We start from the raw sequence: 19,851 nt of genomic DNA, 5'->3' as shown, positions 1-19,851 counted from the left end.
AGCTCCCTGCCCCCCGAGGGGGCCGCTGCGCCTGCGAACTGGCGGAGCCAGATCCGCGGCCCCTGCTGGAATGAAGAGCCCCCTGTACCTTGCAGGCCGCCGTTCGCCAGAGGACTGGCAAAACCAGATCTGCGGCCTCGGCTGGAATGCAACAAAAGCGATCATTCAGTCGCATTGGCCGCTGGGTCAAATCGACAATCAGGCAAGATGCCGGGAAAGTAAACTCGACACCACCCAATTGGGACAGGATAGGCGACAAGGTTTAAGGCAAAGAAAATGATTTCAAATTTCTTGAAAATTGGCGGCACCGCGAGCCTGCGAGCGCTTCGCCGTCTGATGAACCCTTCGAGTTCAGAACTGAGATTCGAGGATATCCTGCCAAATATCCTGGACTCCAAGAATATCCGCCGATCTACATCACGTTAGACCGCCAATGAGACCGCGCCGTCCGCCTCGAGACCTCTACGACAAAGTGCTGGTACTCACGACCGCCATAGCACAACCCGAACACTGTGGGAGTGACGTAAATTCGGGTGTGGCCGCAGAAGCTTTAGCTGAGTTGCGAGCACTTTTCGAGGCTCAGCAGGCCTCAGACAAACCCGACCCCTTTCTCAGTGAAACGATGGCTGACTTCACGACGGATTTGAACGAAGCCATTCGGCTTTACCGTTTAGCTATTGAGCAGTGCGCTAAATTTCCTGATGAACCAACTCACACAAAGCGCCAGGGTCTTGTTGAACGGCTATTTGAGCTGAGGCAGAATGCTGAAGCCGAAGAAGAACTTGTCCGAGCAACACGTGAAGCGTTCGCAGCAGGTGATTCTGATGCAATAAAGGACCTCAATGCTATTGCACAAAGAACAGCGGTCTAACGGGTTCGTCGAATGGACCCGCAACGGCGACCAGCGTGGTCGCTATTTTTCAAGGTTGAGTGCGCCGCTGCGGCCCATTCACTGTCGGCGTTATCCCTCATGAATTCAGGCCCGCTCACTGCGAACGAGGGAACGCCGGAGTCATCGCTCCACGAAGCAGCTTGGGCGGGCGACATCGCCGGCGCGCAGAAATTGCTCGACCACGGCGCCGATGTGAATTGGGCCGATTCAATTGGCGAGACCGCCTTGTTCGGAGCGGTCGCATGGGGCCATGCTGAGATGGTCCGCTTCCTCCTTTCCCATGGGGCGGAGTTCAATCTGAGCGAGAAGAATGGCTACACACCTTTGCACTGGGCCGCGAGTCACGGAAACCTTGCGACTCTGCAAGCGCTGCTCGATGCCGGCGCCAACTCAAATGCCTTGGACGCTCTTGGACGGCGGCCGATCGATGTTGCACGCAAGCATGGCAAGGGCGAGCATGTGGCGCACCTAAAGGGAAGAGGCGCCGCATGAGGGATAACATGTCAATCGACGCGTACCCACAACAGCAGGAGGCGGCTCCGCCGCTTATGTTGGTGGTCCGGTCATCTTCACGTTATCGCCCATGTGCAGCATTGCCCGCTTGAGCGTAGGTGCCGTGGCCGTTGTTCTGGGCGCTGGCCTAGTTTTTCTGTATTCGAGTCCATGGCCTGGTGACACTCTGAAGGAAATTGAGGTCACTGAGGGGAGCGTGGGCGCTTTTGGCATCGGCGCCAAGAAGGCTCAAATTCTGGAACTGTCTTCCCTGCAAGTTCTTGCTTCTCTACCAAAAGTCTGCTCGACCGGTTGGGTCCACGGATCGGCTGTGTCGGAGGAGCACCGCACCTGCCTGTTGGCTGCAAACGAATGGGCCGCGAGCGAGGCCCAGAGTGAGGCCCTATGCCCGCAGCACTCCGATCCGCACACCACGCTCTCCTTTGCAAACGATCATCTTGCCAAGGTCAGTCTTCGTTGCACGCAGCCGAAATGAGAATGGCAGATAACATGTCAATCGGCGCGGACCCGGAGCTTGTCTCGATTTAGTTGACACTTTCACCTACGGAAAGGGATCAATGGGAAAGCGACAAGGGCCTGCTACAAACCCCAAACTCCGGAAGCTCACGTCAGCAGGGCCACCGCTGCGGAAAAACTGAAAAACGCCAGCACGGTGGACAGCAAAATAATCCGGGCGATGCGCCCATTGTTGGCGCCAAAACGTTCCGCCAACAGCGAGACATTGCTGGCACTCGGCAGAGCCGCCACCAGCACGATCACTGTCAGCGCAAAAGGCTCCAGCGGCACACCGAGCTGGATCGCGCCCAGCCCCATCAAGCCCACCAGCAGCGGGTGCAGCACCAGCTTGATCAGTGCGACCAGCACGTAGTCTTTCAGGGGAATCGTTTCGACGCTGTTCATCTGCGAGCGCGCCAGCACCGCGCCTATGGTGAACAGGGCAACCGGTGAGGCTGCGTCGGCCAGCAGGGCCACCGTCTGCATGACCGGCGCAGGCAGCGCAAGCCCCAGGCCGGAAGACAAGGCGCCCAGCACAATGGCCCAGGGCATGGGGTTGAGCGCCACACCCTTGAGCGCTTTTGTGGCGGCCACCTCCGCCCCGTGAATGTCGGCCGAGTCCAGCCGCGACAGGGCGATACACAGCGAGCTCGTCACCAGCAGGTCCACCACAATGGTCACGATGGCCGGGCCGGCCGCCTGCGCACCGAGCAGCGCCACCAGCAGCGGCACCCCCATGAAGCCGGTGTTCGGAAAAGCCGCGACCAGCGCGCCGAAGGACGCGTCGTTCCAGCCGATGCGCTGGCTGCGTGTCACAGCCACCGTGAAGGCCACCATGATCAGCGCGCACAGCAGGTACACCGCCACCAGGCTGCCGTCGAGCAGCTGCGCCACCGGCGTGTTGGCGCCAAAACGGTACAACATGCAGGGCAGCGCGAAATACAGCACGAAGGTATTGAGCCCTGGAATCGCGACCTGCGGCAACAGGCCGCGCCGCGCGGCCAGGTAACCGCAGAGCACGAGCGCGAAGAAAGGAAAGGTGACGAGGAGGACGCTTAGCACAAAACGTATTGTCTCCCGCGAAGGTTGCAGGCGGCTGACTGGCTATGATGGCCCGCTTCCGTCCACTTTTTCCAGCCCTGCCAGCCGTTGGGGCTGCCATCAGCGCTACCGCCTTACTCGCCTTACCTGTCTTATCCGCCTGCTCCCTGCCTGCCTCCTCACGCATGTCGTCCACACCGCCTTCTGCCCCTCCCGCCCACGGCCTCAATCTCGCGCAACAGGAAGCTGTCAACTACATGCACGGCCCCTGCCTGGTGCTGGCGGGCGCCGGTTCCGGCAAGACGCGGGTGATCACGCACAAGATAGGCCGATTGATCCAGTCAGGCCTCAAGCCCGAGCAGATTGCGGCCATCACCTTCACCAACAAGGCAGCGGCCGAAATGCGCGAGCGGGCCAAGTCGCTGGTGGGAAAAGCCGCCAAGGGGGTGCTGATCTGCACCTTCCACGCGCTGGGCGTGCGCATGCTGCGCCAGGATGGCGAAGCACTGGGGCTGAAAAAACAGTTTTCCATCCTGGACAGTGATGACGTGACCAGCATCCTGAAGGACGCTGGTGGCACCACGGACGCCGCCACTGCGCGGCAGTGGCAATGGACCATCAGCGCGTGGAAAAATAGCGGGCTCAACGCCGCCCAGGCCGAGGCCCAGGCCGGCAACGATGAAGAGCGCGTCATTGCCCGCATCATGAGCCGCTATGAAGAACGACTGAGCGCCTACCAGAGCGTGGACTTCGACGACCTGATCGGCCTGCCGCTCAAGCTGTTGCAGGCGCATGAGTCGGTGCGCGGGAAATGGCAGCAGGCCCTGGGCCACGTACTGGTCGACGAATACCAGGACACCAATGCCACACAATATGAAATGCTCAAGCTGCTGGTCGGCAGCCGCGCGCGCTTCACCGCTGTGGGTGACGATGACCAGTCCATTTACGGCTGGCGCGGCGCAACGCTGGACAACCTGAAGAAGCTGCCGCTGGACTACCCCAACCTGAAGGTCGTGAAGCTGGAGCAGAACTACCGTTCGACCAGCGCCATCCTGCGCGCAGCGAACAACGTGATCGCGCCCAACCCCAAGCTTTTCCCCAAAACACTGTTCAGCGAACTCGGCGAAGGCGAACCAGTGCGTGTGGTCGATTGCGACAGCGAGGAACATGAAGCCGAACGCGTGGTGGCGCGCATCCAGAGCTTGCGGGCCGAAGGCACGTTGCAGGCCGAGGGCAGCCAGCACAAGGAGTGGAAAGACTTCTGCGTTCTGTACCGGGCCAACCACATGGCCAAACCTTTCGAGAAGGCCTTCCGCAAGGCCAACATCCCCTACAAGGTTTCCGGCGGGCAAAGTTTTTTCGACCGCGCCGAGATCAAGGACCTGTGCTGCTGGCTGCGCCTGCTGGCCAACAACAATGACGACCCGGCCTTCATGCGCGCCGTCACCACGCCAAAACGGGGCATTGGCCACACCACGCTGGGCGCGCTGGGCACCTTTGCCAGCCAGTACAAGCTCAGCCTGTTTGAAGCGCTGTTCAGCAACTCCCTGGGTTCTGTGCTGCCCGCCAAGGCGGTGGCTTCGCTGCACGAGTTTGGCCGTTACCTCAACGACCTGGAATACCGCGCACGCCACACCGTGGGCGCAGAAGCAGCGCGCACCTTTCTGACCGACTGGCTCAAGGACATTGGTTACGAAAAACACCTGTACGACGGCGAGGAAAGCGAGAAAATTGCCGCTGCACGCTGGACCAACGTGATCGATTTTTGCGACTGGATGGCTCAGCGCTGCGGCGGGCAGATTGACGACACCTCCGGTGCCGTGGTTGCCGCCGAAACCAAAACCATGCTGGAAGTGGTACAGACAATTGCCCTGCTGTCGACCATCAGCGAGCGCGAAGGCGACCAGAACGTGGTGACGCTGTCCACACTGCATGCGGCCAAGGGGCTGGAGTGGCCGCACGTGGTGCTGGCCGGGTGCAACGAAGGCTCACTGCCTTTCAAGCTGGAAGACAAAAACGGTGACGAGAGCGGCAGCAACAGCGAGGAAAGCATCACGCAGCGGCTGGAGGAAGAGCGTCGCCTGATGTATGTGGGCATCACGCGGGCACAACGCACCTTGGCCGTGAACTGGCTGCGCCGGCGCAAAAAAGGCCGGGACACCGTCGCCGGCGTTCCAAGCCGCTTCATCGCCGAAATGGGGCTGGACAAAACCACCGTGAAGGAAGATCCGCGCGAGAAAATCAAGGCGCTGCGCGCCGAGTTTGCCAAGCGCGCCGCTGACACGGCGCAAGCCAACAGCGAAGCGGAGATCGCCCGGAACGTTGTCTGAACAAATCAATTGCTCATGCCATGACTCACGCACCGACCTTCAAATCTGCTCTGTTTTTTATAGCTGTCTGCGCCCTGCCCTTATGGGCTGAAGCCCAAAACAGCGCTATGCCATCGCCATCAGGCAGTGCTGCATGCACACCTGCCAAGCAGCTCAAGCCCACCCAGATCCACGGGCTTTGGCGAGTCAGGTTCCAGCCCGCGCCCCAGGGTTTACCTGCCGATGCAAGAATGCTGATCGAACGGCATGCTGAATTCAGCGACAGCGTGGCGGGTCATGTCAGCCGCGACCTTGGGCCGGCCACCGGCAACGCAGCGTCCCGAGCCGGGCATGCGTCCAGAGCGCAACTGGCGGGCGACCTCGAGGAGGGCTTCCTGACCCTGGACGAATCGTCCAATGGCGTCAGCATCACAGGCACCTGGAATGGTGAAATGGTAGAAGGATCATGCGGAAAAAAAGTGGTGGGTACATGGAAAGACGTAAGCAGCAGCGCGCCGGCCAACGCGCCGGATATTCCCTTCACGATGGAAAAGGTTTCGGGGTGGTAGGCAGCACGCTGAAAAATCTTGCCACGCCCCTGTTGTGCGCAGGACTGTTGGTCTCCGGCCTGGCCCAGGCCCAGACGGGCAACGCTGCACCGGTGTTGCCGGATCGCAGCAACCGGCTCGGCTGGCAGGCTTGCCAGGCGCTGGGGGCAGATGCAAGCGCGCAGCTGGCCTGCTTCAGGAGCTGGGCCGCTTCGCAACAAGCTGCCGACACCCCGCCAGCGAGCCTGACCACCGCACCGGCTAACCCTGATACCGGGCTGCCGGCGGCCCAGGTGCTGCTGCTGCCGGCGATGGCCACCGAAGCCCCCGACGGCAAGAAGGTAGGCTGCCGCAACACCAGCTATTCCGAGCTGTCCCGCTTCTGGGAGCTGCAGCGCGGCACCGATTGCGACACCTTCGGCCTGCGCGCCTACCGCCCCATCAGCCTGATGTGGACGGGCTCGGACAGCGTGAACAACACGCCGTCTTCACCGTCGGTCGGGCACACAGTCACTACACCGTTCAACTACAAACGCAATGAAACCAAGCTGCAGCTGTCGGTGCGCACCAAAGTTGCCAAGGGCCTGTTTGCCTCGGGCAATGATGACGAAGACGGCAGCGACTCGGTCTGGATCGGCTACACCCAGCAAAGCTACTGGCAGCTCTTCAACAGCGGGGTTTCGCGTCCGTTTCGCACCACCGACCATGAGCCCGAAGTGGTGTACATCTACCCGCACCGGATCGACCTGGCCGGCGGCTGGAAATACCGCCTGAGCGGCCTGGGCCTGGTCCACCAGTCCAACGGGCAGAGCCTGCCCCTGTCGCGCAGCTGGAACCGCGTGTACCTGATGGGAGCAGCTGAAAAAGAGCTGAGTGGCGAAGGCAGGCTGGAAGTGCAAGCGCGGGTCTGGCAGCGGCTGCACGAGTCGTCGGGCAACGACGACAACCCGGACATTGCCAACTACATCGGCCGAGCCGAGCTGGCCGGCCTCTGGCAAATCAACCGGACCCACAGCCTGGGCCTGACTTTGCGCCACTCGCTGCGCTCCGATGCCCGCGGCTCAGCCAAGCTTGAGTGGATGAAGGCGTCGACCTCAATTGCGGACAGTGCCAGCCTGCGTTACCACGTTCAGCTGTTCAGCGGCTACGGTGACAGCCTGATCGATTACAACCGCAAGCGCAATGTACTTAGCGTGGGTCTGAGCCTGGTGGGCTGGTAGAGGCGAGTAAAAGCGGTAAAAGCCGCCGCCCGCTGGCAGACGGCTGACAGGCATTCGGGGCGTCGCCTCGCAGACGAACAGGGGCGCCCCGGCGCACATGATGCAGGCCGTGCAGCGCCTCAATGCGCAGCTTGAACACTTTGCCGAGGTCTGCGTTGTACTGACGGTCGGCGCCCTGCTGGCCGTCGTCGAGTTTCGCAGCGAAGCGGTCTGGTTCATTGCGGTGCTGTTTCTCGTCATCCGGCCACTGGCGGTTTATCTGGGCCTCTTGGGCACGCCGGTGGCGCCACTGCAACGCCGCCTGATCGCCTGGTTCGGCATACGCGGCATCGGCTCCATCTACTACCTGATGTACGCCATCACCCACGAGCTGGAACCGGTGCTGGCCAACCGGCTTTTGTCGATCACGCTGGCCGTGGTGGTGGCGTCCGTGCTGGCGCACGGGGTGTCCGTCACACCGTTGATGCGGACTTACGAGCGGCGCAAAACCGGTGACCGCAAGCCCGCAGATTGAGCCCGTTTTCGACCCTTTCATCAAGAACTTCAAAGAAAAGTGTCGCCTTCCCCTTTAGGTATGAGGATAGTTCGCTATCCTATTTATAGCAGATTAAGTTAGGCGACTCGTAAGCTGCGTGCCCAGACACCAGACGTTGCGAGGAAGCAGGCGTACAGCGACGTCGTGGCGGTGATGAAGAGGCGGTTACCTCGGGGCCCGCCGAACTCCAGATTGGCCACCGGCTCCGGGATGAGGATCCGGCCGAGCAAATTCCCTTGCGGTGAGAAGCATTGCACACCGTCGCCGGCGCTGGTCCACACATTGCCATGCAGGTCCACGCGCAGGCCGTCCGGTATCCCCACATCCACGGTGGCGAAGACTTCGCCACCTCGCAGCCGGCCGCCAGTCGTCACTTCAAACGTTCTGATGTGCCTGGGCCCCTGCGGATCGTGCGACGCGCCCGAATCCGCCACATACAGCCGCGTGCCGTCCGGAGAAAACGCCAAACCGTTGGGCTGCACGAAGTCCGTGGCGGCGGCTTCCACCTGCCCGGTCCCAGGGTCGACCCGGAACACGTAGCGGCCACCGTACTCGGGCTCGGCCGCGTAACCCTCGTAGTCGGACAGGATCCCGTAGGTCGGATCGGAAAACCACACGGCGCCATCGGGCGCGACAACGGCGTCGTTGGGCGAGTTCAGCCGCTTGCCTTCAAAGGCGCTTGCGATCACGGTGCGCCTGCCATCGAGCTCGGTGCGGTTGACGCAGCGCGTGCCATGCTCGCAGCTGACGAGGCGGCCTTCGCCGTCGCGCGTATGGCCGTTGGCGAAGTTGGACGGCCTGCGAAACTCCACCACGCTGCCCGCGCCCGCGCCGTCGGGCACCCACCGCAGGATGCGGTTGTTCGGGATGTCGCTGAACAGCAGGAAGTCACCGGCCGGGAAATACACAGGACCCTCCGCCCAGCGCGTGCCGGTAAACAGCTTCTCCACGAAGCCATTCGACGGAACCAGGTCGCGAAAGCGCGCATCGTGCAGCAGGAAGTCGCCCCGGATGCCGTAGCGTTCGGCCACGGTCACCTCACCCTGGCCGAGCGGCCGTAAAGCAGCAGCATGCACAGGATCAACGCGCCGTAGATGATCTGGCGGCCCGCCTCGGGCATCTGCAGCACCGCGAGCACGCTTTGCAGCAGCACGATGAACACGACGCCCATGACGGTGCCCAGGTAGCTGCCGCGGCCGCCCAGGATGTTGGTGCCGCCCAGCACGACCGCGGCGATCGCGGGCAGCACGTAGGGATCGCCCATGGCCTGGTAAGCGTTGGCCGAGTAACCGGCGAGCAGGATGCCGGCGAGCGCCGCCAGCGCGCCGCAGGCGACAAAACACAGCACGATCACCTTGCCGGTGCGCACGCCGGACAGGTACGCAGCACGCTCGGTGTTGCCGATGGCGTACACGTAGCGGCCGAAGGCAGTGCGTGTCAGCACCAGGTAGAACAGCAAGGACACCGCCACCCAGGTCCACAAGGCATTGGGCACGCCCATCGTCTTGCCCACGCCCAGAGCACGCATCAGCTCAGTGGCTCCGTGCACCGGTGCATGGCCGCCGGAATACAGGACCATCAGGCCCTGCAGCACGGCGTTTGCGCCCAGTGTGAAGATCATCGAAGGAATGCGCAGGATCGCCACCCCCAACCCATTGACCAGGCCGATCAGCGCGCCGCAGGCGATGCCCGCGGGGATCGCCCAGCCGGCGCCGTAGGTAGCGCCGGCGGCCGCGGCCATCATCGCCCCCGTGGTGATGGTCCAGGGCACCGACAGGTCGATGTGGCCCAACAGGATGACGGCCATGAGTCCGGCAGCGGCGATGCCGAGGAATGCGGCGATCTGCAGCTGCAGCAGCAGGTAGCCTGGCATCAGAAAATTGCTGTTGACGGCGCTGGCGGCCAGCAAGAGGGCCAGCGAACACAAGGCCACCATGGCCGGCGGGCTCAACAGCAGTCGCTGGAGCAGGTTCCTGGCGGAGGCAGCGGGGCGCGGGGTATCGACAGAGAGGCTGATCATCAGAACAGGTCCAGGCGGTTTCGCAGGCGGAGCACGTGCAGCGCGCCGATGCACACTGCGCCCAGCAGGATGAGTCCTTCGAACAGCGGCTGCCACAGCGCCGGCGCATCGAACACGAACAGCAGGTCGCCGATGGTGCGCAGCACAAAGGCACCTATCACCGATCCCACCATGCCGCCCGTGCCGCCGTAGAGCGAGGTTCCGCCAATCACCACGGCTGCGATCGAGTTGAGGGTGTACAGGCCCGCCTGCGGCGAGCTGGCCTCGCCCGACAGGGAGATCAGCGACAGCAGCAGTCCGGCCAGCCCGGAAAGCAGCCCCGCAGCGGTGTAGGCGATGAACTTGGCCCGCTGTAACGGAACACCCGAGAGAAAGGCCGCCTGCTCGGACGAGCCGACCGCATAGCAGGACCGGCCGATGACCGTGCGTCTGAACGGCATCCAGCCCAGCAAAATCACCGCGACCAGCAGCACCAGCGTTGTGGGAACCGTGCCGAATAGGCGGCCGGTCAGCGCGTCCGACAGCCCTTCGCTGACCTCCCCGCCGGGCGAGGGACGCAGCAGCAAGGCCAGACCGAAGAACACCGCGCCCGTGGCAAGCGTGACGATGATCGGCTGCAGGCGCCCGAACACGATGATCGCGCCGTTCAGGGCACCGGCCGCCGCGCCGGCTACCAGCACCAGCACCACCCCGAGCGCCACCTGCCAGGGCGCGCCGTTCACAACGACCGAGGCCAGGCAGCTGGTGAGCACCATCACCATCCCGACCGACAGATCCAGGCCGCGCGTGATGACAGGCAGCGTCTGGGCCATCGCGACGATGGCCAACAGCGCAGCCTTGTTCGAAGCCGTGGTGACAATGCCCACCGATATCGAGCGCGGGTGCTCCAGCAGGTACAGCGAGAACATCAGGACGAACACCACCAGAGCCCCTAGCGGGCCGCTGTTACGGCGCAGCCCCCGCAGCCATTCTTCCCGACTGTTCATGCGATGGCCTCCGGTTCGGGCGACACGAGCGAGACGTTGAGGGACGAAGCCACGATCTCCTGCTCGGTAATCTCGTCCCCGGCGAGCGTGCGCGCTATTCGTCCCTCGTACATGATCAGAACGCGGTCCGCCAGGCCAATCAATTCTTCGTAGTCGGTGGAGTAGAGCAGGATGGCCACCCCCTGGGCAGCCAGCTGACGCAGCAGGACATAGATCTCCTGCTTGGTAGCCACGTCGATGCCGCGCGTGGGATCGTTCAGCAAAAGCACGCGCGGCTGGGTCATCAGCCATTTGGCGATCACCACCTTCTGCTGGTTCCCGCCGGACAAGGTCTGCACCGGGTCTTCCACGGAACCGAGCTTGATACGCAGCTTGTCCACCATCTGCGCCACGACTGTCTTCTCGGCCACCCCGCTGAGCAGGCCGTAGCGACCGAGCGCCTCCAGATGGGCGAGACTCGCGTTTTCGCGAATACTCATCGGCAAGACCAGCCCTTCGGTCTTGCGATCCTCGGGGATGAGGGCAATTCCCAACCCGGATTGTTTGCATATGTGGGGCGCCAGGCCGGCAACCTGCTGGCCGAAGACCTCTACCCCGCCGTGCACGCCTCTGAGTACGCCGAAGAGCGCCAGCAGCAGCTCTCGCTGGCCTTGCCCGTCCAGGCCGCCGAGGCCAACGATCTCACCCTGCCTGATTTCCAGCGAGATGTCCCGCAGGTCGGAATCCCAGCTCAGGGACTTGACGGTGACAGCCGGCGGCGCATCCGGGGCCGGCCCGGTCTTGGGCGGATAGGCCTTGGCGACGTCACGTCCGATCATGAGCTGGACCACTTCGGCGTCGGACCGGGTGCCGCTGACGAAAGTATCGACGCGGCGGCCGCTGCGAAAGACCGAACAGGTGTCCGCCAGCGTCTTGACCTCGTGCATGCGATGCGAGATGAACAGGGCCGCGACGCCCTGGTCCCGAAGGCCGAAGAGCAGGCGGTACAGGCGCTCCACGTCTTCGCTGCTGAGAGCGGAGGTCGCCTCGTCCAGAATGAGCAGGCGCGGCCGCGCGCCGAGCGCCTTGGCGAGCTCAACGACCTGCCGGCGGGATAGCGGCAGGTCGCGCACGCGGTCCATGGGATGGATGTCGGCGCAGCCCAGCAGAAACAGCAGCTCGGCCGCGCGCTCCTGCTGAGCCCTGGCGTCGATCAGGCCGTACTTCATCGGGGGCCTGGACAGGAAGATGTTGTCGCACACGGACAGGTCCGGAACCAGCGACAGCTCCTGGAACACGCAGACGATGCCGCGGTCGCGCGCGGCGTTGGGAGAGTCCAGCCGCAGCTCCTTGCCGTCCAGCAAAATGCGGCCCGCATCGGGCTGGACAACGCCGGCGATGATTTTGATCAGGGTCGACTTGCCGGCGCCGTTCTCACCCAGGACGGCGTGGATTTCGCCTGCCGCGCAGGAGAAGTCCGCGCCGTCAAGCGCACACACGCCACCGTAGTGCTTGGTGATGCCCTGGAGTTCGAGCAAAGGTTTCTGGGTCACGAAAGAAAAAACCTCCAATAGGAAAAAAGGCCGGGCGCGGCCGCAGAGCCCGGCATTGAAACCTCCAGGACTAACTCAGGTATTTCCCTCGCTCTGCTTCATGATGTCCGGCGCCGTCAGGTTGATGTTGCACGGCGGGAACTCGTTGGCCACGTAGAAGGTGTCGGGCAAATCCGGGTAAAAGTTTTTGCCGGGCGCCATGTTCTGGTACTCCACATAAGGGATAGGTACCGAGATGTACTGCGGCAGCTTGTGGCCCTGCAGTGCGGCAATGGCCGCCTTCAGCGCAACCGAGACCAGACCGGGTGACTGCGCGGCCGAGGCGCCCTTGAGGCCGTCCTTATGGTGCTGGTGGACCATCTTGCGAAAGCCGTTCTCCCCTTCCGCGCCAATGGGCACGAACGGGTGCTTGGCCTCGATCAGCGCGCGGATGGTGCCGTTGGAGCCGGCCTGCGTGTAGATGCCATTGAAGCGGCCGTGCACGGCGATGGCGTCGGCCGCCACCTTCTGCGAGGTGCCGTCGTCCCAGTTGCCCACCACTTCAATGATCTGAACCTGCTTGTGCTTGTCCATGATCTCGCGGAAACCGAGATGGCGATCGCGGTCCACCGAGTTGCCCGGCAAGCCGCGGATCTCCAGCACCTTGCCATTGGTGACGCCGTTCTTCTCCAGCCAGCGGCCCATGAGGCGGCCCATCTCCAACTGGTCCTCGTTCACCTGGATCACCTCGTCCGTGTCGAGCACATTGTCGAACGGGATGAGCACCACGCCAGCCTCCTTGGCACGCTTGATCACCGGTTTGAACGAGGTGGGCGACACCGCGATGGTGAGGATGGCGTCGAAGCCGGCGTTGATGAAGTTGTCGATGGCGCCCAACTGCGCGGCCACGTCCGTGCCGGTCGACACGACCTTCAACTCCTTGATGTGCGGCTTCATCTCCGGCGTCGCCGCATAGGCCTTCAGCGACTTGATCATCTGGATGCGCCAGCTGTTGCCGGCATAGCCGTTGGCCAGGGCGATGCGGTAGGGCCCCTTCTTGGCCGGATACTGGATGGTCTTCGTGCTGGAGGAAAATGGCTTGAAGCAGGCGGGCTCATGGGTCTGCGCCATCGCTGGTCCCGCCATACCCGCCAGTGCTGCGCCGGCGCTTGCGGCAAGAATGTCTCGTCTCGTATGCATTGCTGTCTCCTGGTTGTGGAGTGCCGGCCTGGCGGCACTGGCGCGATTGCGAAACCGCGCTGGTTGATCGTAGTGAACTGCGACTCCCAGGCCAATCGCTTCTTCGGTCCTACAACTGTCAAAACCCGTATCGCTAATACTTGCGGTTTGGGAATTCCTTGGCTGCGACTTCGGCCGGGAACACGCCTTCGATGGACTTGATCCAGCGTGGCAACGTTTGCCCCGAGGCGGCTTTGGCTGCCGCTTCCATAAGCTGGGGACCGAGCAAGGGGTTGCACTCGACGCTGACATTCATCTTGCCGGCGATCATCGCCTCGAAAGCGCCCTTGACCGCATCCACGCCAATCACGAGGACATCCTTGGCCGGCTTCAGGCCGGCTTCCTCGATGGCCTGAATCGCGCCGATGGCCATGTCGTCGTTGTGCGCGTAGAGCACGTTGATCTTCTTGCCCTCGGCTTTCAGGAAGGCCTCCATCACCTCTTTGCCCTTGGCGCGGGTGAAGTCGGCGGTCTGCGAGCGGATGATCTTGTAGCGCGGGTTACTTTTGAGCACTTCCTCGAAGCCCTTCTTGCGTTCGATGGCGGGATCGGACCCCACAGTGCCCTGCAGTTCGACGATGTTCACGTCTCCGGTGGTGTTCTTGGTGTGTCCAAGCAGCCACTGCGCCGCACGCCGGCCTTCCTCAACGAAGTCCGAACCCACGAAGGTGGTCCAGGTGGAGGCATCCTTCACCACCACATTGCGGCTTTCCAGAATGACAGGGATCTTGGCGGCCTTGGCCTCCCGCAGCACGGTATCCCAGCCCGTCGTGACCAGCGGCGCGAGGATGATGACGTCCACCTTCTGGGCAATGAAAGAGCGGATCGCCTTGATCTGGTTCTCCTGCTTTTGCTGCGCGTCGGAAAACTTCAGCTCATAGCCGGCCGCGCTCGCGGCGGCCTTGACAGAGTCTGTATTGGCTGTGCGCCACTCGCTCTCGGCGCCCGTCTGGGCAAATCCGATCACCAGCTTCTTGCCTGCGGCCTGGGCATGGGCGAACGGGCTCCACGCCAGCATGAGGCTGGCGCCAGCCAGAACTGCCGCGAATGTTCGTCGTTGAAGAGGTTTCATGTCGTGTCTCCTGAAGTTGTTTTCGTCGAAGCGAGCCAGCACTCATTTTTCAGCTTCGCCCGGTGCTGCAGCGGACGAAGCAGCTTTCCTATCCGGGGTACCAGACAACACGGGGCTCATCGGCGGGGCGTAGGTAAGCCCATGCGGCCTCCACGAGCCGCGCCATGTCGTACCGGGGGCGCCAGCCCAAAAGGAACTTCGCCTTGCTGTTGTCCAGCCATGTCGAGTGGTAGGGCGTCCGCAGAGGAACCAGCGGTACGCCGCGCGTGCGCTGCAGGTAATCTCCCAGTGCCCCGTAGTCAATGGGCTCGTCCATGCAGACGTTCATCAGCTGGTTGCGGACTTGCGGCGCGTCGAGCGCCAGCAGAAGTGCTTCCACCAGATCGTCCACGTGCACGAAATTGCGCCTCACCGGCCTGTCCTCCGGGTCCAGCATGACCGGAACCGCTGCCGATGCCACGTATTCGCAGGCTTTTGATTCCCCCACCAGTTCATGCCATCGCGGCCCGCCGAAGACATCGTCACCGAAGGACAGGGTGTAGCGAAAGTCATCTTTCTCCATGATCCAGGGTGCACGCAGGCAACAGCTGTTGAGTCCGTACTGGATCTGGTATTGCTGCAGCATCACCTCCTCCAGCACCTTGGACAGCGCATAACACCCTGGATAGGCGCTGTGCGGCTGGCTCTCGACGACAGGAGCGCTGCGCGGATAGTAAAAGTGACCTACTGAAGCGTCTCCGCCCACGAGCAGGAATTGGCGGAATGTTTTGCTTGTGCGGCATTCCTCGAGCAGCCAGAACATGCCCTTGACAGCCACATCCATCACGTCGTCCGGCGTTTCCTTGCTGGTCGCAAGGTGGAGAACATGCGTTGCGCCCTCCAGCGCATGGTGAACGTCGGCGCGATGCTGGATGGAGCCGTGTACGCATTCGATTCGAGGATGAGGCGGCAACTTCCGGTTGTGGCATAGCGCACGAACCCGGAACCTGTCGTAACGCACATCACTTAACAGACGGTCAATGAATGGTCGCCCGACTTTGCCGGTTGCACCCGTCACCAGCATGAGCGCGGGAGTGGTTGAAAGACCTGGATCGGGGGTCATGTCCAGCCACCGTCGACAACCAGGTCCTGCGCTGTGATCATGTTGCTGTCGTCAGAGGCCAGAAACAGCGCGGCGCGCGCAATGTGCTCGGGCAGCAGATCACCCGGCAGGCACTGCGCCTTCGCCAGCTCGATCTTGGCTTGTGGCGTCACCCATAGCCGGATCTGCTTTTCGGTCATGACCCACCCCGGAACAATCGTGTTGACGCGAATGCGAAAGGGGCCGAAGTCGCGTGCAAGGCTTCTGGTGAGTCCTTGAACCGCGGACTTGCACGTTGTATACACGGGCATCCCACCGGTCTTGAGCATCCAGCTGACCGAGCCGAGATTGATGATGGAGCCTCCGCCCAGGGCTTTCATGTCTTTGAAAACCTCCTGCGCGGCGAAAAAGTAGTGCTTTAGATTCACTGCCACGCCGCTATCCCATGACTCGGGCGTTGTCTCTTCAATGAGATGGCGCTGGTCATTCGCCGCGTTGTTCACCAGCACCTGGATCGGGCCGATCCGCTGGCGAAGCGCACCCACTGCGGTCCGTAACCGGGGGGTGTCCGTGACATCGCACTCTTCGAAATGAACGCCGCGCATTCCCTCATGCTCAAGCTTGGCTTGCAAAGCCGACGCGCCCTCAACGTCGATATCGAGAAACCCCACCTTGGCCCCTTGCGAGGCGAAATACCCCACGAGGGTCGCGCCGATCCCGGTCGCACCGCCGGAGATAAGTACGCTCCTGCCGTTAAGACTCGGATAGCGGGTTCGCTCAGTCATCGAGTGCCTCGTTGGTTGCCTGGAAGCTGTTGCGCACAATGTGAACGGCACCTTCGCGCGCCGACCCTCCCATATATATTCAGTTAGCGATGCCCCGCGACAGGGAACCTCGAAGATGTCTGCATCGCAATAACCAAAAAAATTGATGCTAGCCGGTGCGTCGTCGCAGTAGTTTGCGAAATTGACGAGCGGGGGTTGTGAAATTTGTTTCTGCATTGCAGCAATTGGCGCGATGTACCGAGATCAGCCTTCCATGCCCAAAATCACGACCATGGACCAGCTCGATCGGACAAAGCTGCCCGCCATCCTGCGCATTGCCCTGCTGTTCCACGCCAGCAAGGTCTACGACCACGAGACTCTCGCGGGCATCGGTAAATACGTGAAGCAGACACGCGTGAACTGGGACTTGTTCCTGGAGGAAGGCTTCCGCTTCCGTCTGGACGGCATCCACGAGTGGGAGGGCGACGACATCATTACGGACTACGACGACCCCGCCGTCGCGCAGGCGCTCCTCATCCCCCGGGCGGTACCCTGAAGTTCTCCATGATGCGCTTCTCGGCGCGCTCCATGGTGGCCCCGATGCTTTCGCTCCATTTGCAAAGCAGATGCCATACGCCGGAGAGCAACCGTCTCCAGATGGCTGCGGGCGGATGGTGTTGCGCTGAGTCGATGGCATCGAGGTCCGGATGGGTGGGCTGGGTTTTATGAGGCATGGCAGACGAATGCTCGCGCCTGGTCTATCATCTGTAAAGTTGAATTGAATGATGATTAACTTCAGAATTTCTGATGCGTAACCTGAACCTTGACCAATTGCAGACACTCATCGCCATCGCGGATCTGGGCACATTTGCCGCAGCGGCCCAGGCGCTGCATCTGGCGCCGCCCACCGTCAGCCTGCATATCAAGGAGCTGGAGATGCGCCTGCAAGCCTCTCTCGTGGTGCGCGGCAGAAGACGCGCTGAGCTGACGCCGATGGGTGATGCCCTGGTTCAGGAGGGGCGCAAATTGCTGGCGGCCAGTGACGACATGATTGAACTGGTGCGCCGCCGTGCCAGCGGACGTGAGGGTTTGGTGAGAATCGGGGTTTCAGCAGGTGTCAGCACGCGACTGCTGCCAATGATGCTTGAGGCACTGGCGCGAAAAAGCCCGGGTGTTGAAGTGAAGTTGGAAGCCGTGGGTTCATCCGATGCGATGCTGCGACTGAAAGCCAGCACGCTGGACATTGGGATCGTGGCAAGTCCTCAAACCACCGTCACCGGGATACATCTGGTGCCCTGGCGCGAAGACCCGCTGGTGGCCTTGCTCCCCTCTTCCTGGAAGCCGCCGAAGCTGATCACGCCCCAGTGGCTGGCGGGCCGGCGGTGGGCGACTTTTGCGCCGGCCACCCAGATGCACGGCCTGATCGCATCCTGGTTTGGCCAGTCAGGGCACAACCCCCGACCGTACCTGACGATGAGCTACCCCGGCGCGCTCAAAAGCCTGGCGACGGCCAGTCAAAGCGCAGCCATTTTGCCGCTGGAGGAAGTAGATGACCAGGACCAATCTCCGCACGTGCAGATACGTCATCTGAACCCCAAACTGATGCGGCCAATGGCGGTGGCCTACCGACATTCACCGGCCCCCAGCTCGGCCGTCGCCAGCGTGCTGGATATCATCGCCAGGTTTGGGAACATGCGGCCCATGAAGACGCCAACGAAGGTTAAAAAGTCCACTTAGCGTTAGAAACGAAGCCGAAGTGGGAGGCGATTCAGCGCTGTGACGAACCCCTTTCAACCCGGCGCAAGGCCCCCGATCGGCCCAACGCAGTAATCAGGCGTGAAGCCCCGCGCAGACGGCAAGAGATCGAAGCGAGAAAACAGCTCTCTGCCAGCATGCTTTGCCGCCTGCCAACCGCGGAACCATCGCTATCCGTCATGCTCGCGGACATTGGCTACCCCGCAGTTCAGCCACTTGCGAAGGCAATGGGTTTCAGTGTGCCAAACGCTTCGAGCTGAATTTCCACTCTGCCTCCGGTGTTTTTGTAGAAAACTCACCTGGATTGTAGAAACGCCCCAGAACCCAAAAAGGGCGCTGGGGCGCATGGAATATTGGTAGCCTGGGGCGAAATCGAAAAAACCGCTCTAAGCGGCACGAATCCTTGCTCTAGCCGCCGTCCACCTTCTTGGGGTACACGCTGGGGTACACCAAACCAATCATCGGTTGTGGCAATCGAACCCCCTCCCACCCGACCAACTTGGCTGCGTTTTACTCGGCGTTGAATGTGCGCTGCTGGCCGGAAGCGGACACCAGAGCCTCCGGACCTTTCGCCGCCCGAAGCAACTGCTCGGGGCTACTGTCGAATTTTTCCCGCTCCGCTTGAGGTGGCGGCGCGCGCAGAACGGCGGACCTACTTGAGCATGGAGAAGGCACCGGCCAGCGCCAGATTCTTGAAGAAGTGCAGCAACTGATTGCGATGATCGCTTGGCACGGCGTTCCAGAAGTCGTGCGCGAGGAACGCGTCGACCACCAAGAACGCCGCCACTGCCAGTGCGACCCACCGCAGCTGCCGGCCGGCCGCGAGCGCCAGGCCGGCGACCACTTCCACCAGGGCCATGGCCACTTCGGTTGCAACACGGCGGTTCACCGAGTCGGCCAGGTGCGACAGCGCGGGGCCAATGAAAGCTGCGGCCATCAGCACGCGGCCTGCGATCAGTTGGGCGTCGGCATTCATACGCTGGGCTTGAGCAGGTCGGCGATGCCGATGCGGTGTGCAAATTCCTCACGCACACGCTCCGCGACTTCGGTAACCGCGCCCGCGCCGTCGTCGATGAAATCGATCACCGAACGGAAAGGCCGCGTACCCGCCGTCAGCCCGACGATGCGTGCGATCTCGTCGGCCACCACTTGCGGGTCAGCGTTGTCGGGCGTGAGGGCCGACAGGCGCTCGCCCACCTGGTCCATCACGCCGTCGTAACGCGCATAGGCGGCACTCGTCTTGTCGTCGGCGGGCTTGCCGGCATTCGGGAAATGCGCGGTGCCACGGGTGAAGGCGCCGGGCACGACGATCGACGTTTCGATGCCGAAACGCGAGAGCTCGTACGACATCGTCACGGCCATGGAATCCATCGCCGCCTTGGCCGCCGCGTAAGGGCCAAGGAACGGCGGGAAGCCGCCGCGCACTGTGGTGCTGCTGACCCACAGCACCAGCCCGCTTTCGCGGCTGCGCATGGCGGGCAGCACCGCGCGGTTGACGCGCTGGGGACCGAGGAAGTTGGTGTCCATCACCTTGACGATTTCCTCGGGCGTGAAGGCTTCGGCCGGCCCCACGACCAGGTGACCCGCGTTGTGCACGACGGCATCCAGACGGCCCTGTTCGGCCAGGATGTGCGCCGCGGCGGCGTCGGCAGAGGGCTGCGACAGCACGTCCAGTTCGACGGCGCGCAGGTCATGGCCTTGCGCGAAGCTCCAGTCGCGCAGTTCGCGCACCTTGAACGCGTTGCGCCCTTTCGTGTCGCGCATGCTGGCATAGACGATGTGGCCGGCGGCCGCAAGCGCGCGGGCGGTGAGGTGGCCGATCCCGGTGGAAGTGCCTGTGACGAGGATGACGGATTTCATGCTGAGTGTC

General features: G+C 62.5%; 21 protein-coding genes. 9 read left to right on the top strand and 12 right to left on the bottom strand.

The window, feature by feature from the left end; all coding sequences use genetic code 11:
- Positions 1-535 precede the first annotated feature (535 nt).
- The 3 genes from B0B52_RS07675 to B0B52_RS07665 all read left to right on the top strand — a co-directional run bounded on the left by B0B52_RS07675 (position 536) and on the right by B0B52_RS07665 (position 1,880).
- Positions 536-871 carry a hypothetical protein gene (locus B0B52_RS07675; protein ID WP_139351857.1) on the top strand — a complete coding sequence of 112 codons (336 nt, stop codon included), beginning with the start codon at positions 536-538 and terminating at the stop codon, positions 869-871.
- A 99-nt stretch (positions 872-970) separates the two neighbouring features.
- A complete protein-coding gene (locus B0B52_RS07670) occupies positions 971-1,384 on the top strand; it encodes an ankyrin repeat domain-containing protein (RefSeq protein WP_168173498.1) in 414 nt (137 codons plus the stop codon).
- Positions 1,385-1,601: 217 nt separating this feature from the next.
- On the top strand, positions 1,602-1,880 hold the full coding sequence (locus B0B52_RS07665) for a hypothetical protein (RefSeq protein ID WP_217349787.1): 279 nt from the start codon (positions 1,602-1,604) through the stop codon (positions 1,878-1,880).
- Between the two features lie 128 nt (positions 1,881-2,008).
- Here B0B52_RS07665 and B0B52_RS07660 read toward each other — a convergent pair whose 3' ends face one another.
- The gene (locus B0B52_RS07660; protein ID WP_077593036.1) at positions 2,009-2,962 is read right to left on the bottom strand and encodes an AEC family transporter; all 954 of its coding nucleotides are present in this window, start codon (positions 2,960-2,962) and stop codon (positions 2,009-2,011) included.
- A gap of 164 nt (positions 2,963-3,126) precedes the next feature.
- Here B0B52_RS07660 and B0B52_RS07655 point away from each other — a divergent pair, with 164 nt between their 5' ends.
- The 4 genes from B0B52_RS07655 (at position 3,127) to B0B52_RS07640 (ending at position 7,532) form a co-directional block, all read left to right on the top strand.
- Entirely contained in the window at positions 3,127-5,271 is a 2,145-nt protein-coding gene (locus B0B52_RS07655) for an ATP-dependent helicase (RefSeq protein WP_077593035.1), read from the top strand.
- Positions 5,272-5,378: 107 nt separating this feature from the next.
- Positions 5,379-5,819 carry a hypothetical protein gene (locus tag B0B52_RS07650; RefSeq protein ID WP_139351855.1) on the top strand — a complete coding sequence of 147 codons (441 nt, stop codon included), beginning with the start codon at positions 5,379-5,381 and terminating at the stop codon, positions 5,817-5,819.
- The gene (locus B0B52_RS07645; protein ID WP_077593034.1) at positions 5,741-7,018 is read left to right on the top strand and encodes a phospholipase A; all 1,278 of its coding nucleotides are present in this window, start codon (positions 5,741-5,743) and stop codon (positions 7,016-7,018) included. The genes B0B52_RS07650 and B0B52_RS07645 overlap by 79 nt, the downstream gene beginning before the upstream one ends.
- 97 nt (positions 7,019-7,115) lie before the next feature.
- Complete coding sequence (locus B0B52_RS07640) at positions 7,116-7,532, top strand: cation:proton antiporter (protein WP_139351854.1); 417 nt, start codon at positions 7,116-7,118, stop codon at positions 7,530-7,532.
- Between the two features lie 98 nt (positions 7,533-7,630).
- Here B0B52_RS07640 and B0B52_RS07635 read toward each other — a convergent pair whose 3' ends face one another.
- From B0B52_RS07635 to B0B52_RS07600, 8 genes are all read right to left on the bottom strand, one after another.
- Positions 7,631-8,584, bottom strand: coding sequence for an SMP-30/gluconolactonase/LRE family protein (locus B0B52_RS07635; protein WP_077593254.1), 954 nt, complete (start codon positions 8,582-8,584; stop codon positions 7,631-7,633).
- A 2-nt stretch (positions 8,585-8,586) separates the two neighbouring features.
- A complete protein-coding gene (locus B0B52_RS07630; RefSeq protein ID WP_077593033.1) occupies positions 8,587-9,573 on the bottom strand; it encodes an ABC transporter permease in 987 nt (328 codons plus the stop codon).
- On the bottom strand, positions 9,573-10,559 hold the full coding sequence (locus B0B52_RS07625) for an ABC transporter permease (RefSeq protein ID WP_077593032.1): 987 nt from the start codon (positions 10,557-10,559) through the stop codon (positions 9,573-9,575). Before B0B52_RS07625 ends, B0B52_RS07630 begins: the two co-directional genes overlap by 1 nt.
- Entirely contained in the window at positions 10,556-12,091 is a 1,536-nt protein-coding gene (locus tag B0B52_RS07620; RefSeq protein ID WP_077593253.1) for a sugar ABC transporter ATP-binding protein, read from the bottom strand. Before B0B52_RS07620 ends, B0B52_RS07625 begins: the two co-directional genes overlap by 4 nt.
- Positions 12,092-12,166: 75 nt before the next feature.
- Positions 12,167-13,270 carry a sugar ABC transporter substrate-binding protein gene (locus B0B52_RS07615; RefSeq protein ID WP_077593031.1) on the bottom strand — a complete coding sequence of 368 codons (1,104 nt, stop codon included), beginning with the start codon at positions 13,268-13,270 and terminating at the stop codon, positions 12,167-12,169.
- Between the two features lie 133 nt (positions 13,271-13,403).
- Positions 13,404-14,381, bottom strand: a complete 978-nt coding sequence (locus tag B0B52_RS07610) for an ABC transporter substrate-binding protein (protein WP_077593030.1) — start codon at positions 14,379-14,381, stop codon at positions 13,404-13,406.
- An 88-nt stretch (positions 14,382-14,469) separates the two neighbouring features.
- On the bottom strand, positions 14,470-15,483 hold the full coding sequence (locus B0B52_RS07605) for an NAD(P)-dependent oxidoreductase (protein ID WP_077593029.1): 1,014 nt from the start codon (positions 15,481-15,483) through the stop codon (positions 14,470-14,472).
- Positions 15,480-16,247 carry an SDR family NAD(P)-dependent oxidoreductase gene (locus B0B52_RS07600; RefSeq protein WP_077593028.1) on the bottom strand — a complete coding sequence of 256 codons (768 nt, stop codon included), beginning with the start codon at positions 16,245-16,247 and terminating at the stop codon, positions 15,480-15,482. The genes B0B52_RS07605 and B0B52_RS07600 overlap by 4 nt, the downstream gene beginning before the upstream one ends.
- A gap of 232 nt (positions 16,248-16,479) precedes the next feature.
- Here B0B52_RS07600 and B0B52_RS07595 point away from each other — a divergent pair, with 232 nt between their 5' ends.
- Entirely contained in the window at positions 16,480-16,782 is a 303-nt protein-coding gene (locus B0B52_RS07595) for a hypothetical protein (RefSeq protein WP_174575478.1), read from the top strand.
- Here the strand turns inward: B0B52_RS07595 and B0B52_RS22110 are convergent.
- A complete protein-coding gene (locus tag B0B52_RS22110) occupies positions 16,760-16,960 on the bottom strand; it encodes a hypothetical protein (RefSeq protein ID WP_139351853.1) in 201 nt (66 codons plus the stop codon). The genes B0B52_RS07595 and B0B52_RS22110 overlap by 23 nt on opposite strands.
- A gap of 73 nt (positions 16,961-17,033) precedes the next feature.
- Here B0B52_RS22110 and B0B52_RS07590 point away from each other — a divergent pair, with 73 nt between their 5' ends.
- A complete protein-coding gene (locus tag B0B52_RS07590; protein WP_077593027.1) occupies positions 17,034-17,963 on the top strand; it encodes a LysR family transcriptional regulator in 930 nt (309 codons plus the stop codon).
- 670 nt (positions 17,964-18,633) lie between these two features.
- Here the strand turns inward: B0B52_RS07590 and B0B52_RS07585 are convergent.
- Positions 18,634-18,957, bottom strand: a complete 324-nt coding sequence (locus B0B52_RS07585; RefSeq protein WP_077593026.1) for a DoxX family membrane protein — start codon at positions 18,955-18,957, stop codon at positions 18,634-18,636.
- Entirely contained in the window at positions 18,954-19,841 is an 888-nt protein-coding gene (locus tag B0B52_RS07580) for an SDR family oxidoreductase (protein WP_077593025.1), read from the bottom strand. The genes B0B52_RS07585 and B0B52_RS07580 overlap by 4 nt, the downstream gene beginning before the upstream one ends.
- Positions 19,842-19,851 lie beyond the last annotated feature (10 nt).

It is taken from the genome of Polaromonas sp. A23, from assembly GCF_002001015.1.
In the GTDB taxonomy this organism is placed as follows: domain Bacteria; phylum Pseudomonadota; class Gammaproteobacteria; order Burkholderiales; family Burkholderiaceae_C; genus Polaromonas.
Note: the sequence above shows the minus strand (reverse complement) of the source record. Positions and strands in the feature narration are given on the sequence as shown.